Source organism: Lapillicoccus sp. (assembly GCF_046595215.1).
GTDB lineage: Bacteria > Actinomycetota > Actinomycetes > Actinomycetales > Dermatophilaceae > Lapillicoccus.
The window spans coordinates 1-14,121 of sequence record NZ_JBKJPP010000075.1 but is presented as its reverse complement, the minus strand read 5'-3'; the positions used below and the strand labels follow the sequence as shown (position 1 = coordinate 14,121).

Sequence of the window (14,121 nt, the reverse complement as noted above, 5' to 3'; positions counted from 1 at the left end):
GGGTCAGCGCTGGGTGGCGTCGGTGACCTCGCCGACGAGCTCCTCGAGGACGTCCTCGAGAAAGACGACCCCACTCACCGAGCCGTCGCTGTCGACGACCCGGGCCAGGTGGGCCCCGGTGCGCTGCATCGTCGCGAGGACGTCCTCGACCTCGTCGTCGGGTGAGACGGTCGCCAGGCGCCGGACCCGCTTGAGCGGCACCGGCTGGCCGTGCCGCTCGTCGTCGGCGTAGAGGACGTCCTTGAGGTGAAGGTAGCCCGCGACCTCACCGTCGGCGTCCCGCACGGGGTAGCGAGAGAAGCCGCGCTTGGCGACGAGCCGCTCGATGTCGGCGGGCGTCGCCCCCAGGGTCACGGTGGTCAGTGCCTCGACCGGCACCGCGACGTCGGAGGCGACCTTGTCGCTGAACTCGAGTGCGCTGCGCACCAGACCCCTGCGGTCCTCCTCGATGAGCCCCTCGGCGTGGCTCTCGGCGACGATGTGGGCCACCTCCTCGGCCGTGAACGCACTCGCGATCTCGTCCCTGGGCTCCACCCCGACGAGGCGGACCAGGCCCTTGGCGACCCACTCCATGACCCGCACGACGGGGCGCAGGGTCCGCGCCACGAAGAGCAGCGGTGGCACAAGGATGAGGGCGGCCCGGTCGGGACCGGCGATGGCTAGGTTCTTGGGGATCATCTCGCCGACCACGACGTGGAGATAGACCACGACCAGCAGGGCGAGCGCGAGCGCGATCGGGCTGGTCCACGCGTCGCTCAGCCCGAACCGGCCCTGCACGTCCCACGCGTCGAAAAGGCCCTCGAGGATGTCGTGGAGCGCGACCTCGGCGAGCGCCCCGAGGCCGACGGAGCAGACGGTGATGCCGAGCTGGGCCGTGGCGAGCATCGAGCCCATCTGCTCAAGGGCGTCGAGGCAGATCCGGGCGCGGGCGCTGCCGGCCTCGGCCAGGGGCTCCAGGGTCGAGCGGCGGGCCGCCATCGCGGAGAACTCCGCGCCGACGAAGAAGGCGTTGCCGAGCAGGAGGGCGACGGAGATCCACAGGGCGACGGAGTGGCTCATCGCCCGCTCCCCCCGCCAGAGGGCGGATCGACGGCGCCCGCCGGGGTGGGGACGAACCGGATCCGGTCGACTCGGCGCCCGTCCATCCGCGAGACCCTCAGGATCCAGCCGGGGATGCTCAGCTCGTCCCCCACGTCGGGGACCCGGCCGAGGGCGGCCATCACAAAACCCCCCGTCGTCTCGTAGGTCGGCCCGTCCGGGACGACGGCACCGAGCTGGTCCCTGACCTCGTCGGGACGCCACAGACCCGGCACCGTCCACGACCCGTCGGTGAGCTGCTGGCCGTTGCTGCGGGTGCGGTCGTGCTCGTCGCTGACCTCGCCGACGATCTCCTCGACGACGTCCTCGAGGGTGACCACCCCGGACGTGCCGCCATACTCGTCCACGACCACCGCCATCTGCAGCCCCGCCGCGCGCAGCAGCAGCAGCAGCGGGTCGAGGCGGATCGTCTCGGGGACGAGGACCTGCGGGACCATGAGGGCGCTGACCGGGACCTCCGCCCGCCGGGCGTGCGGGACGGCAATGGCCTTCTTCACGTGCACCAGTCCGTCGATGTCGTCCCAGTCCGCGCCGATCACGGGGAAGCGGGAGTGTCCGGTCTGACGCGCGAGCCGGATGACGTCCTCGGCGCTCGCGGTGCGCTCCACCGCCGTGCCCCGGACCCGGGGGGTCATCACGTCGGAGGCGGTGCGGTCGCCGAAGTCGAGCGACCGGGTCAGCCGCCGGGCCGTCGTCTCCTCGAGCGTGCCCTGCTGCGCCGAGCGGCGCACGAGGCTCGCCAGCTCCTGCGGAGTCCGGGCCCCGGACAGCTCCTCCTGGGGCGTCACGCCGAGGCGCTTGAGAAAGCCGTTGGCCGAGCCGTTCAGGACGATGATCATCGGCCTGGCAATCACCGCGAACACCCGCACCGGGAGCGCGACCACCTTGGCCGTCTGGAGCGGGGCGGAGATCCCGAGGAACTGCGGCAGGAGCTCGCCGAAGATCATCGAGAAGATCGTCACGAGGACGAGCGCGAGCGTTGTCCCCACGGGTTCGACAGCGGCGGCGGGCAGTCCGACGGCGCCCAGCGGTGCACGCAGCAACGACCCGATGGACGGCTGGGCGAGGTAGCCGACGATGAGGGTCGTCAGCGTGATGCCGACCTGGGCTGCCGACAGCTGGGTCGAGAGCTGGCGCAGCGAGCGCAGGACCAGCCGGGCACGGCCGTCACCCCGGTCGACCGCCCGCTGGACGGTGGGGCGGTCGAGCGCCACGAGGGAGAACTCGGCCGCCACGAACAGTGCCGTGCCTGCCGTCAGGACGACGGCGGCGAGCACCAGCAACCATTCACCCATGATGGGGACCATCCTACGGAGGATCCGTCGCCGGTCGGGTCACCGCGGGTATGCCGGGGGGTCGGCCTCAGGGTCGACCCTGATCTCCCCCCTGGTCACGGCTGGATTCACCCCTGAGGGGGAGGCTCGGCGTGGTGGCCGCTGCTTTGATGGGGACATGACACGAGCAACGAGCCCGACATGACCACCCAGGGCGCACGCATCGTGGTGCAGGGGCTGACCAAGCGGTTCGGCACCTTCACCGCCGTCGACCACCTCGACTTCGTCGTCGAGCCCGGCCGCATCACCGGCTTCCTCGGGCCCAACGGCGCGGGAAAGACGACCACCCTCCGGATGCTCCTGGGGCTGATCCGCCCCACCGAGGGCACGGCGACGATCGACGGGCAGAACTACCACGACATCCGCACGCCGTTGCAGCAGGTGGGCTCGGCGCTGGAGGCGACGAGCTTCCACCCCGGACGCACCGGCCGCAACCACCTGCGGGTCCTGGCTGCGGCCTCGGGCATCCCCGACAGCCGGGTCGACGCCATGCTCGACCTCGTCGGCATCCCCGCCGCCGCCAACAAGCGCGCCGGGGGCTACTCCATGGGCATGCGTCAGCGGCTCGGCCTCGCGGCGGCGCTGCTCGGCGACCCCAAGGTGGTCATCCTCGACGAGCCCGCCAACGGTCTCGACCCCGAGGGCATCCGCTGGCTGCGCGGCTTCATGCGCCACCTGTCGGCCGAGGGCAAGACGATCCTCATCTCCAGCCACATGCTCCAGGAGGTGGAGCAGACCGTCGACGACGTCGTCATCATCGCGAACGGCCGCAGCGTGGCCCAGGGACCGATCACCGAGCTGCAGGGTGAGCCAACGGTGCTCGTGCGGACCCCGGAGAGCGCGGACCTCTCCAGCGCCCTGCTCGCCGGGGGCCTCGAGTCGCGCCTCGGCGAGGACGGCACCCTGCGGGTGCGCACCCACGAGCTCGCGCGCGTGGGTGACATCGCCCACCGTGCCGGAGCGGTGATCCACGAGCTGCGAACCCTCGACACCGACCTCGAGGCGCTCTACTTCCGGCTGACGACGGCGCCGGACAACCGCAACCGCAACCTCAACGACGCGACCGTCGCGACCGCCCCCCCGGAGCGCGCTGCGTTCGCGGGCCACGATGGAGGCAACCAGAGATGAACCAGGCCATCACCGCCGAGTTCCGCAAGTTCTTCACCACCCGGATGTGGTGGGGCATGGCCATCGGGGTCTTCGCCCTGGGTGCCGGCCTCGCCGCGCTCACCGCCCTCCTCGGGGCGGGCGGCCCGCCCGATCCCGGGGCGCCGAGCGTGACGCTGGCCGACCCTGCTCTCGTGCGGTCGGTCTACACCGGTGGGCTCACGGTGGCCTACCTCCTGACGCTGGCCATCGGGGTGATGACGATCGGGTCGGAGTACCGGCACAAGACGATCACCAGCACCTTCTTGACCAACCCCCGCCGGGTGCAGGTCATGGGTGCCAAGATCGTCTCCCTGCTCGGTATCGGCGCCTTCTACGGCGTCGTGTCGCTGGTCGGGTCGGTCGGCATCGGCGCCACGATCATCGCCCTCAAGGGCTTCGCGCCCTTCCCGGACGCGTCGATCGGGCGGACCCTTGCCCTGAGCCTGCTGGTCCTCGGCCTGTGGGCGCTCATCGGGCTCGGCGCGGGGATCCTCATCCCCAACCAGGTCGCGGCCCTGCTCATCACCGTCGGGGTGGCGTTCATCGTCGAGCCGATCATCGCGCTCGTCTTCTCGTTCCAGTCGTGGGGCCGGGACATCGCGCCCTACTTCCCGAGCAGCGCGACGTCCGCGATCACCGCCGGCGTGCAGCAGCCCGGGTCCGAGACGCATCTGCTCTCGTGGTGGGCCGGAGCCCTCGTCCTCGCCACCTATGCCGCGGTGATGGCAGGCATCGGGTCGGCCATGACGGTGCGCCGCGACATCAGCTGACCGCCACGAGCGTGGTGGTCCCCGCCCCTCGTCCCTCGGGTCTAGTCTTGACATGGCGCGCCGTGTACCTACCACCGTGGTAAAAGCGCGTGCGGCCGTCATCGTCGACGCTATGAAAGAGGCGTATCCGCCGTGCCTGACCAGTCCCGGACCACCGACCCGATCTCGGCTTTCGGGCCGAACGAGTGGCTGGTGGACGAGCTGTACCAGCAGTACCTCAGCGACAAGTCATCGGTGGACAAGGCCTGGTGGGCGTTCTTCGCGGACTACAAGCCCGCCGAGGGAGGATTCGCCAGGGCCACCGCGAACCGTGCCCCCAACGGCTCTGCGGCGGCGAGCGCGGCCTCGAAGCCGGCCGGCCGCAACGGCTCCCCCTCGGCCGACGTGAAGGCCGCGCCGGCCGCACCTGCCGCGCCGAGGCGGGAGGCCCCGAGTCCGGCTGAGAGCAAGACCCCGCCCAAACCGCGTGACATCCCCGCCGTCAAGAACAGTGGGCCGGTGAGCGAGGACGAGGTCAAGCCCCTGCGTGGTCCCGCGGCCCGCGTCGTCGCCAACATGCAGAGCTCGCTCGGCGTCCCCACCGCGACCAGCGTGCGCGCCGTCCCCGCCAAGCTGCTCATCGACAACCGCGTCGTCATCAACAACCACCTGGCCCGCTCGCGGGGCGGCAAGGTGTCCTTCACGCACCTCATCGGCTACGCCCTCGTCAAGGCCCTGGCGCAGATGCCGGAGATGAACAGCGGTTTCGGCGAGCGCGACGGCAAGCCGGTGCTCATCCGGCCGGCACACGTCAACCTCGGGCTCGCCATCGACGTGCCCAAGGCCGACGGCACCCGCCAGCTCCTCGTCCCGAGCATCAAGTCCGCCGAGTCGATGGACTTCGTCCACTTCTGGACCGCCTACGAGGACGTCGTGCGCAAGGCGCGCGGCAACAAGCTCACCGTCGAGGACTTCCAGGGCACGACGATCTCGTTGACCAACCCCGGCACCATCGGCACCGTCCACTCCGTCCCGCGGCTGATGGCGGGTCAGGGTGCGATCATCGGCGTCGGCGCGCTGGAGTATCCCGCCGAGTGGCAGGGCGCCAGCGACGAGAACCTCACGCGCAACGCCGTGAGCAAGATCCTCACGGTCACGAGCACCTACGACCACCGGATCATCCAGGGCGCGCAGAGCGGTGACTTCCTGCGCATCGTCCACCAGCTGCTCCTCGGCGGGGACGGCTTCTACGACGAGATCTTCGAGTCCCTGCGCATCCCCTACGAGCCGATCCGCTGGATCCAGGACATCTCCGCCACCCACGACGACGACATCAACAAGGTCGCGCGGGTCCAAGAGCTCATTCACGCCTACCGGGTCCGTGGCCACCTGATGGCCGATACCGACCCGCTGGAGTACCGCCAGCGTCGTCACCCCGACCTCGACGTGACGACCCACGGCCTCAGCCTCTGGGACCTTGACCGCTCCTTCGCCACGGGGGGGTTCGGGGGCGAGCCGTTCCTGAAGCTGCGCCGCATCCTCGGCATCCTGCGCGACTCCTACTGCCGCACCCTCGGCATCGAGTACATGCACATCCAAGACCCGGAGCAGCGCACCTGGATCCAGTCCAAGGTCGAGGTCCCCTTCTCGAAGACGTCCAGCGCCGAGCAGATGTGGATCCTGCGCCGGCTCAACGCCGCAGAGGCGTTCGAGACGTTCCTCCAGACCAAGTTCGTGGGCCAGAAACGGTTCTCGCTCGAGGGTGGCGAGTCGGTGATCGCCCTGCTCGACCGGATCCTCTGCCGCGCCGCAACCGAGGGCATGGACGAGGTGTGCATCGGTATGCCGCACCGCGGCCGGCTCAACGTGCTCGCCAACATCGCCGGCAAGTCCTACAGCCAGATCTTCCGCGAGTTCGAGGGCGCGCAGGACCCCAGGTCCGTGCAGGGTTCGGGTGACGTGAAGTACCACCTCGGCACCGAGGGCGAGTTCGTCACGGAGGACGGCGCGCAGACCAAGGTCTACCTCGCTGCGAACCCGTCCCACCTCGAGGCCGTCGACCCGGTGCTCGAGGGCATCGTCCGGGCCAAGCAGGACCGGCTCAACCTCGCGGGCGAGGCCTTCACCGTCCTGCCGGTGCTCATGCACGGTGACGCCGCGTTCGCCGGGCAGGGGGTCGTCGCCGAGACGCTCAACCTCTCGCAGCTGCGCGGCTACCGCACCGGCGGCACGATCCACATCGTCGTCAACAACCAGGTCGGCTTCACCACGTCGCCGTCCTCGTCGCGGTCCTCGGTCTACTCCACCGACGTCGCGCGGATGATCCAGGCCCCGATCTTCCACGTCAACGGGGACGACCCCGAGGCCTGCGTCCGGGTGGCCGAGCTCGCCTACGACTACCGCCAGGCGTTCAACAAGGACGTCGTCATCGACCTGGTCTGCTACCGCCGGCGGGGACACAACGAGGGCGACGACCCGTCGATGACCCAGCCGCTGATGTACAACCTCATCGAGGCCAAGCGCTCGGTCCGCAAGCTCTACACCGAGTCGCTGATCGGTCGCGGCGACATCTCCGTCGAGGACGTCGAGGCGGCGCTGCGCGACTACCAGCAGCAGCTCGAGCGGGTGTTCGTGGAGACCAAGGAGGCCATCAAGACCCCCCCGAAGCCGCCCAGCGACGAATCGGACCACGGCGACCGGGGCTCGGACGTCGAGGGCCACGGCGGACTCGAGAAGCCCTCGGCCCAGGCCGCCGACGAGGCGACGGCCCCGCGCCAGTCCGACGTCACCGCGATCTCGCAGACCGACCTCGAGCACCTCGGCGACGCGTTCGTCAACGTGCCCGCCGGCTTCACGATCCACCCAAAGCTCATGCAGCTCATGGAGAAGCGGGCGCAGATGACCCGCCAGGGGGGCGTCGACTGGGCGATGGGTGAGCTGCTCGCCTTCGGCTCCCTCCTCAAGGAGGGCACGCCGGTGCGGCTCGCCGGCCAGGACAGCCGGCGGGGCACCTTCGTCCAGCGCCACGCGGTGCTCATCGACAAGGTCACCGCCGAGGAGTGGACGCCGCTGCTCTACCTCGGCGAGGGTCAGGCCCGCTTCTGGGTCTATGACTCGCTGCTGAGCGAGTTCGCGGCCATGGGCTTCGAATACGGCTACTCCGTCGAGCGTCCCGACGCGCTCGTGCTCTGGGAGGCCCAGTTCGGTGACTTCGCCAACGGCGCGCAGTCGATCGTCGACGAGTTCATCTCGGCCTCGGAGCAGAAGTGGGGCCAGCGCTCCTCCGTCGTCCTGCTCCTGCCGCACGGCTACGGGGGGCAGGGCCCGGACCACTCCTCTGCCCGCATCGAGCGCTACCTGCAGCAGTGCGCCGAGGACAACATGACGGTGGCCTACCCGTCGACGCCCGCGTCGTACTTCCACCTGCTGCGTCGCCAGGCCTACGCACGACCCCGTCGCCCGCTCATCGTCTTCACCCCGAAGTCGATGCTGCGCCTCAAGGCCGCGGCGAGTGCGGTCGAGGACTTCACCACCGGTGGGTTCCGCCCGGTCATCCCCGACCCCGCCCGGCTCGACGGCGGCGCCGTGACCCGGGTGCTGCTCGCCTCGGGCAAGATCGTCTGGGACCTCGAGGCCGAGCGCACCAGGCGCGGCGACGAGGCGACGGCGATCCTGCGCGTCGAGCAGCTCGCCCCGGTCCCCGGCCGCGAGGTGGCCGAGGCGATGACGGCCTATCCCGACGCCGAGATCGTCTGGGTCCAGGACGAGCCGAAGAACCAGGGCGCGTGGCCGTTCATGGCCCTCAACCTGCCTGAGGCCCTCGCCGAGCGAGACGAGCACCGCGGGCTGCGCGTCATCTCGCGCCAGGCCTCGGCCTCCCCGGCGACCGGGTCGCACAAGAAGCACGAGCTCGAGCAGGCCGCGATTCTGGCGGGCGCGTTCGACCGCTGAGTCCGCTGCGGATCAGAGGGGGCGGCAGCGCCTGGCGTGCGTGAGGTGAGCGCGCCTGCGCGATAGCCTGCGAGGGTGTACTTCACCGACCGGGGCATCGAGGAGCTGACGGCCAGGCGCGGGGAGGAGGAGGTCTCCTTCGAGTGGCTCGCCGAGCAACTGCGGACCTTCGTCGACCTCCACCCGGACTTCGAGGTGCCGATCGAGCGCCTGGCGACGTGGCTGGCCCGCCTCGACGACGACGAGTAGCTCGCCTGACGCATGACGACCCGACAAGGATTGACGTGACCGTGTTCGACAGCGAGGCCGCCGGCCCGGCCTACCCCAGCTCCGATCCGGACGAGGGTCGCACCGCCTTCAACCCCAGCGCCGAGTTCAACCTCGCCCAGGGGCGCCGCGACGTCGGCCTGTGCTTCGTCGGGGCGTCGATGACGGCGGGTTACGGCGACCCCAAGGGCCTGGGCTGGGTGGGCCGCGTCGTCAGCCGCACCCACCACCCCGACCTGGACCTCACGGCATACAACCTCGGGGTGCGGGGCAACACCTCCGCCGACGTCATGGCCCGCTGGCGCCAGGAGTGCACACCCCGGTGGGCGGGTCGCTCCGAGCGGCGTCTCGTCATCTCCGCCGGGGCCGGCGACGTGCCAGCCGGGGTCTCGATGGCGAGGTCGCGGCTCAACCTCGCCAACATCCTCGACGAGGCGTCGTCGAGCGGCATCGCGGCCTTCGTCGTCGGGCTGGCCCCGGGTCTCGAACCCGAGCACAACACCCGCATCGAGGCACTCGCGGAGGCACAGGCCGACGTCTGCGCCCGCCGGCGGGTGACCTATGTCGACTGCTTCCGCCCGCTCGTCGGCCACGACCAGTGGATCTCCGAGCTGACGGCGGGGCCCGACTCGGTGCACCCCGGGCAGGCGGGCTACGGGCTCATCGCCTGGCTCGTCCTGCACAACGGCTGGTACGACTGGATGCACCTCACCTCCTGACCCCTGCCCAGCCCGATGTCGGTGGGGCTTGCGGTGGCTCCAAACGCGATATAGCGTGACACTCGACAACGCGATATAACGCGTATGCCGGAATGTCCGGCAGACGTTCGGGTCGCCCGGGATCGGGAGTGGACATGTCAGCACAGGCGCAGCAGTGGCGCATCGAGGGTCCGAAGGTCCTCGACATCGGGGACGAGCACGAGCGGGTCACCAGGCTCACGGTCGCGGTAGTGGGGGGACGGGTCGACGTCGTCACCCACGACGACTCGCCCACTGCACGGGTCGAGGTCACCGGGATCGAGGGCCTGCCGCTCGTCGTCTCGTGGGACGGGGGCACCCTCAGGGTGACCCATGGCAAGGACTCGGACAAGAACGTCCTGGACATGCTGAGACGTACCTTCGAGAGCGTCGGGCGCAGCTCGGTCCTGGTCAGCATCTCGGTCCCCGTGGACACGCGGACCGCCGTCTCGACAGTCACCGCGGCGGCCCTCGTCTCGGGGGTCCGAGCCAGCGTCAAGGCCAACACCGTCTCGGGCACCTTGACCCTGAGCGACCTCCACGGCGACCTCGACCTCAACACCGTCAGCGGCAACGTGGAGTGCCATGGCCTGTCCGGGCCGCTCACCGTCAACGCCATCTCGGGCACCGTCACCGTCCAGGGCAGCGACCTGCCCACGGTCCGGATCAACACGGTCAGCGGTGACATCGCCCTCGACCTGACGACCGCGCACTCAAAGGTCACGTCCAACTCGGTCTCTGGCGACGTCACCGTGCGGGCCCCCCTCACCGGCTTCGACGTCGAGGGCAACACCGCGAGCGGCCAGGTCGTCGTCGACGGACGCCAGGTCTCCCGAGGTGGCCGACACGGCCACTCCAGGGGTGGCCGCATCCGCGAGGGCGACGGCGCACTGGAGATCAAGGCCAACGCCGTCTCGGGCAACATCGTCGTCCTGCGGGGAGAGTCCCGGAGCGAGTCCGGACCCCAGGACGCCGCCCACCACGACTGGCCGGCGGTGGGCTGACATGAGTCCCGTGTTCGCGCACGGCCAGCTTCGGCTCTATCTCCTCACGCTCCTCGTCGAGGGTCCGCGGCACGGATACGAAGTCATCCAGGATCTCGAGCAGCGCTTCAACGGCCTCTACTCCCCCAGCGCGGGCACCGTCTACCCCCGCCTCGCCAAGCTCGAGGAGGATGGCCTGGTCGAGCGCACCGCCGAGGGGCGGAAGGCGACCTACCGCATCACCGACGCCGGACGCGCCGAGGTCGCCGCCCGACAGGGTGACGTGGAGGACCTGCGCAGTGACCTCGACCAGTCCGTGCAACAGCTCGCCGAGGAGGTCCGCGAGCGGGTCCAGCACCAGAGCAGCGACCTGCGGGTCGAGCTGCGGAACGCCGCCCGCGAGGCGCGCGCGAACGCCACACCGGTCGGCGGCCACGACGCGTCGTGGACCTACGGCAGCGTCGGATCCGTCGTGGACCTCGAGCACACCATCAACGAGTTCCGCAGCGAGGTCCGGCAGGCGTGGCGCCGACGCGGGCTCACCCCCGAGCAGACCCAGGAGATCGTCGACATCCTCACGGAGACCGGTTCCCGGATCCGCGCCGTCGTCATGCGGCGCTGAGCACGGTCCCTGCCGCCGCTCAGTAGGCTCGACCCATGCCCGCCTCCAGGTCGCACCCACGCGACGAGGACCTGCCGATCGACCCGGACGGGCACGGGGACGGGCGCGCGTGGCAGCCACGAGGCGAGCCGGCCACTCCGGCACCCACCTCCCGGATGCTCGCCGTCATCGCCGCCGGAGGGATCCTCGGCAGCCTGGCGCGCTACGGCCTCGCGCTGGCACTGCCTGCACCGTCCGGGACCTTTCCCTGGGCCACCTTCCTCGCCAACGTCAGCGGGAGCCTCCTGCTCGGTGCACTCCTCGTCATCGTGGCCGAGGTGCTGGCGCCGAGCCCGTATCTGCGCCCGTTCCTCGGCGTCGGTGTCCTCGGCGGCTACACGACGTTCTCCACCTACACCTCCGACGCCCGGTCGCTCCTTGCCGCCGGCCACGGACCGCTCGCCTTGGCCTACGTCTTCGGGACCCTCGCCGCGTGCCTGCTCGCCACCCTCGTCGGCATTCATCTCGGCCGTCTCGTCGAGCGCCGAGCCCGGTGACGGCAGCCGTCCTCGTGGCCCTCGGCGCCGCCATCGGCGCGCCGAGTCGGTGGCTCGTCGACCGCTCCGTGCGCAGCCGCTGGCCGAGCGACTTCCCGTGGGGCACGTTGTCGGTCAACCTCGCCGGCTCGTTCGTCCTCGGCGTCGTCCTCGGGGCCTCCGGTCACCTCGCCGCCGGAGCCGCTGTCGCCCTGCTCCTCGGCACCGGCTTCTGCGGGGCGTTCACGACGTTCAGCACGTTCGCCTTCGAGACGGTACGCCTCATCGAGGAGCACGATCTGCGGTATGCCGTGGTCAACGTCGCGGGGTCGCTGCTCCTCGGGTGCCTCCTCGCCTCAGCCGGGTGGGGGCTCGGCACCCTCCTCTCGGGCTGAGCGTCAGCTTCCCAAGCTGACAGTGCGGGTTCGATTCCCGTCACCCGCTCCGCACGCGAAAAGTGTTGCCATACATACAAATCGGGCGCCACTTTCCATCTGGATCGGCGCCCGTCGGTCAGTCCCCTAGTTTTCTGGTCGTCATGCGGGCTCATGCTGTCAGCCGCCCACCGTTTGCGAGTGTCGGGCCCGTTGAGTGACACGTAGGACCCCACGCTTACGGTGGGCAACTGCTGCTGAGCTGCTTGGAGTAGCCCCTCGGTGTCCCGCATGGCTCTTTGCGCTTCGTCATGCGTGGTGGTCTCGCGTGGCCCGGTGGGGTCCTCACGTTCGTTGCGTCGTCGCCGCATTGCTCCCCAGGCCGGAACCCGCCGCCAAACTGGGCACAGAGGGCCGCGACTGCATGGTGCCCGCCTGAAGTCGTTGGGCGAAGGCCTTGGTGGGCCAGAATCGCGGTGCCGGAGTACCGGGCAGCGTCGTCGGCAAGGACGGACACACTGTCGGGGAGGTGGTCGGCTGTCTCGCCTACTGCTGCCAAGGTGCGCAACGCCTTCTGGACCAGGTGCCGGCGTGCCACTGCCGCCTCCCGGCGAGCACGGACCGTAGCCCGAGGCAGGGTCCCGGGCTGAGCGTCAGGGTGCCTCTGGGTCCGACTCCCCGGTGCCCCCGCCGGGCCGTCCCGCCGCCACCGCCGCGACGATGGTGAGCAGGACGAAGACGGCGAGGACAGCAGCGAGGACCAGCTGCCCCGACTGTGCCAGCCCGACCGCCACCGGCACGAGCAGGACGTTCCAGACGACCGTCGGCGTGGTCACCGCGCCCGAGCCGGTCCACCAGCGGCGGGCGAGGTAGGCCAGCCCCGCGGCCACGACGAGGAAGAGCGCCAACGACATGGCCACGGCGCCCACGTCGCTGGCCCCGCCTGCGACGAGCTCGACGAGGTAGAACCCCGCGAAACCGACCAGTGCCAGGGCCTGCAGGAGGCAGAGTGCTGCCGCGAAAGTGCGTGACGTGCTGCGCGTTCGCGGGGAGCCCGGGGCGGTTGACCTCACGCCCGGAGCGTACCGACACCGCCGGGTGTGACCTATCCCTCACCCCGAACAAGGGCCGAAGACGGATGTTTCGATGTCGAAGTCTTGCCCCTGGCAGGGCCTGCCGTCACACTGGTCGTTGGCCTCGGAACCATGGCTGCCTGTCCTGCGTTGGCCGGGATGCCCCGCATGGACGACAATGATGTCGCCGCAGCCTCACGGGCAGGACGCATCGCCCTCGCCCAGCCGCGAGGTGCCGCGCCGAAGATTTGGCTACACCGTGTGACCCACCCACACGAGACCCCAGCACGACAAGGAGCACGATCCTCATGGACTGGCGCGACCGCGCTGCCTGCCTGGACGAAGATCCGGAGCTGTTCTTCCCCATCGGGAACACCGGCCCGGCGATTCTCCAGATCGAAGACGCGAAAGCCGTCTGCCGTCGGTGTGAGGTCGTCGACACCTGCCTCAAGTGGGCCCTGGAGTCCGGGCAGGACGCGGGGGTCTGGGGTGGCCTCTCCGAGGACGAGCGCCGCGCACTCAAGCGTCGCAACGCCCGGGCCCGCCGCGCCGGCTGACTCACCGCGAGGACGGGCCGCCGCCGTCTCCGGCAAGGGGGCGGAGCGGAGCAGTGAACTGGGCCGTCGTCCCGTGCGGCACGGTGTCGGTCCAGGTGATCGAGCCATGGAGGTCCTGGACGAGTGACTGGACGATCTGCGTGCCCAGACCCGATCCGGGGCGACGCCCCTCGGCCATCCCGGCGCCGTCGTCCACGATGGTGACGATGAGGACGTCCGGCCCAGGCTGGTCGGTGACCCGCCGCACGTCGACGGCCACCGTGCCGCCATGGTCGGAGAGGCCGTGCTCGACGGCGTTCTGGATCAGCTCGCTGAGGATCATCGCCAGGGACGTCGCATCCTCGGCCTTGAGCCGGCCGAACTTGTCGCCGGTGCGCAGCCGTCTGATCGGCATCTCATGGGCAGCCACCTCCACGACTGCCCGGAAGCCCTGCTCGGCGATGTGGTCGAAGTCGACCGTCTCGTCGAAGCCCTGACTGAGCGTCTCGTGGACGAGGGCGATCGTCCCCACCCGTCGGACCGCCTCCTCCAGGGCGGCCTTGGCCTGGTGGTCGCTGGACCTGCGGGCCTGGAGGCGCAGCAGCGCGGCCACCGACTGGAGGTTGTTCTTCACCCGGTGGTGGATCTCGCGGATGGTCGCGTCCTTGGTCAGCAGCTCCTGCTCGCGTCGGCGCAGCTCGCTGACATCGCGCAGCAGCACGATCGCCCCGAC

At 70.3% G+C, this 14,121-nt stretch carries 14 protein-coding genes and 1 tRNA gene; 11 read left to right on the top strand and 4 right to left on the bottom strand.

Translation table 11 applies throughout. The features are described from left to right. Nucleotides 1-3: 3 nt before the first annotated feature. Both ACLL9L_RS06310 and ACLL9L_RS06305 read right to left on the bottom strand, forming a co-directional pair. Nucleotides 4-1,059, bottom strand: a complete 1,056-nt coding sequence (locus tag ACLL9L_RS06310) for a hemolysin family protein (protein WP_411283791.1) — start codon at nt 1,057-1,059, stop codon at nt 4-6. Beyond that, nucleotides 1,056-2,393 (bottom strand): hemolysin family protein, encoded by a 1,338-nt coding sequence (locus ACLL9L_RS06305; protein ID WP_411283790.1) that lies wholly within the window; start codon nt 2,391-2,393, stop codon nt 1,056-1,058. Before ACLL9L_RS06305 ends, ACLL9L_RS06310 begins: the two co-directional genes overlap by 4 nt. A gap of 180 nt (nt 2,394-2,573) precedes the next feature. On the opposite strand from ACLL9L_RS06305, the gene ACLL9L_RS06300 reads away from it, so the two are divergent. From ACLL9L_RS06300 to ACLL9L_RS06255, 10 genes are all read left to right on the top strand, one after another. Next, nucleotides 2,574-3,560, top strand: coding sequence for an ABC transporter ATP-binding protein (locus tag ACLL9L_RS06300; RefSeq protein WP_411283789.1), 987 nt, complete (start codon nt 2,574-2,576; stop codon nt 3,558-3,560). Beyond that, nucleotides 3,557-4,351: an ABC transporter permease gene (locus tag ACLL9L_RS06295; protein WP_411283788.1), complete on the top strand. Its 795-nt coding sequence runs from the start codon at nt 3,557-3,559 to the stop codon at nt 4,349-4,351. The genes ACLL9L_RS06300 and ACLL9L_RS06295 overlap by 4 nt, the downstream gene beginning before the upstream one ends. A 132-nt stretch (nt 4,352-4,483) precedes the next feature. After that, nucleotides 4,484-8,281 carry a multifunctional oxoglutarate decarboxylase/oxoglutarate dehydrogenase thiamine pyrophosphate-binding subunit/dihydrolipoyllysine-residue succinyltransferase subunit gene (locus tag ACLL9L_RS06290; protein WP_411283787.1) on the top strand — a complete coding sequence of 1,266 codons (3,798 nt, stop codon included), beginning with the start codon at nt 4,484-4,486 and terminating at the stop codon, nt 8,279-8,281. 75 nt (nt 8,282-8,356) lie between these two features. After that, entirely contained in the window at nt 8,357-8,530 is a 174-nt protein-coding gene (locus tag ACLL9L_RS06285; RefSeq protein WP_411283786.1) for a DUF6104 family protein, read from the top strand. A gap of 35 nt (nt 8,531-8,565) precedes the next feature. Then, entirely contained in the window at nt 8,566-9,267 is a 702-nt protein-coding gene (locus ACLL9L_RS06280) for a GDSL-type esterase/lipase family protein (RefSeq protein ID WP_411283785.1), read from the top strand. A gap of 134 nt (nt 9,268-9,401) precedes the next feature. Then, nucleotides 9,402-10,289, top strand: coding sequence for a DUF4097 family beta strand repeat-containing protein (locus ACLL9L_RS06275; protein ID WP_411283784.1), 888 nt, complete (start codon nt 9,402-9,404; stop codon nt 10,287-10,289). Nucleotide 10,290: 1 nt separating this feature from the next. Further along, on the top strand, nt 10,291-10,890 hold the full coding sequence (locus ACLL9L_RS06270; RefSeq protein ID WP_411283783.1) for a PadR family transcriptional regulator: 600 nt from the start codon (nt 10,291-10,293) through the stop codon (nt 10,888-10,890). 35 nt (nt 10,891-10,925) lie between these two features. Continuing rightward, entirely contained in the window at nt 10,926-11,426 is a 501-nt protein-coding gene (locus ACLL9L_RS06265) for a fluoride efflux transporter FluC (RefSeq protein WP_411283782.1), read from the top strand. Further along, nucleotides 11,423-11,800 carry a fluoride efflux transporter CrcB gene (gene crcB / locus ACLL9L_RS06260; RefSeq protein WP_411283781.1) on the top strand — a complete coding sequence of 126 codons (378 nt, stop codon included), beginning with the start codon at nt 11,423-11,425 and terminating at the stop codon, nt 11,798-11,800. Before ACLL9L_RS06265 ends, crcB begins: the two co-directional genes overlap by 4 nt. Continuing rightward, nucleotides 11,765-11,849: transfer RNA gene (locus ACLL9L_RS06255), tRNA-Gly, on the top strand. Before crcB ends, ACLL9L_RS06255 begins: the two co-directional genes overlap by 36 nt. 583 nt (nt 11,850-12,432) lie before the next feature. Here the strand turns inward: ACLL9L_RS06255 and ACLL9L_RS06250 are convergent. Beyond that, entirely contained in the window at nt 12,433-12,852 is a 420-nt protein-coding gene (locus tag ACLL9L_RS06250) for a hypothetical protein (protein WP_411283780.1), read from the bottom strand. 308 nt (nt 12,853-13,160) lie between these two features. Here ACLL9L_RS06250 and ACLL9L_RS06245 point away from each other — a divergent pair, with 308 nt between their 5' ends. Continuing rightward, nucleotides 13,161-13,409, top strand: coding sequence for a WhiB family transcriptional regulator (locus ACLL9L_RS06245; RefSeq protein WP_411283779.1), 249 nt, complete (start codon nt 13,161-13,163; stop codon nt 13,407-13,409). Nucleotide 13,410: 1 nt separating this feature from the next. Here the strand turns inward: ACLL9L_RS06245 and ACLL9L_RS06240 are convergent. Beyond that, on the bottom strand, nt 13,411-14,121 hold a 711-nt coding region (locus ACLL9L_RS06240), incomplete at its 5' end, for a sensor histidine kinase (protein ID WP_411283778.1).

Excerpts from the sequence above, each read along its gene's own strand:
- ACLL9L_RS06310 (WP_411283791.1), bottom strand. The coding sequence starts at position 1,059 with ATGAGCCACTCCGTCGCCCTGTGGATCTCCGTCGCCCTCCTGCTCGGC.
- ACLL9L_RS06305 (WP_411283790.1), bottom strand. The coding sequence starts at position 2,393 with ATGGGTGAATGGTTGCTGGTGCTCGCCGCCGTCGTCCTGACGGCAGGC.
- ACLL9L_RS06300 (WP_411283789.1), top strand. The coding sequence starts at position 2,574 with ATGACCACCCAGGGCGCACGCATCGTGGTGCAGGGGCTGACCAAGCGG.
- ACLL9L_RS06295 (WP_411283788.1), top strand. The coding sequence starts at position 3,557 with ATGAACCAGGCCATCACCGCCGAGTTCCGCAAGTTCTTCACCACCCGG.
- ACLL9L_RS06275 (WP_411283784.1), top strand. The coding sequence starts at position 9,402 with ATGTCAGCACAGGCGCAGCAGTGGCGCATCGAGGGTCCGAAGGTCCTC.
- ACLL9L_RS06270 (WP_411283783.1), top strand. The coding sequence starts at position 10,291 with ATGAGTCCCGTGTTCGCGCACGGCCAGCTTCGGCTCTATCTCCTCACG.
- ACLL9L_RS06265 (WP_411283782.1), top strand. The coding sequence starts at position 10,926 with ATGCCCGCCTCCAGGTCGCACCCACGCGACGAGGACCTGCCGATCGAC.
- ACLL9L_RS06245 (WP_411283779.1), top strand. The coding sequence starts at position 13,161 with ATGGACTGGCGCGACCGCGCTGCCTGCCTGGACGAAGATCCGGAGCTG.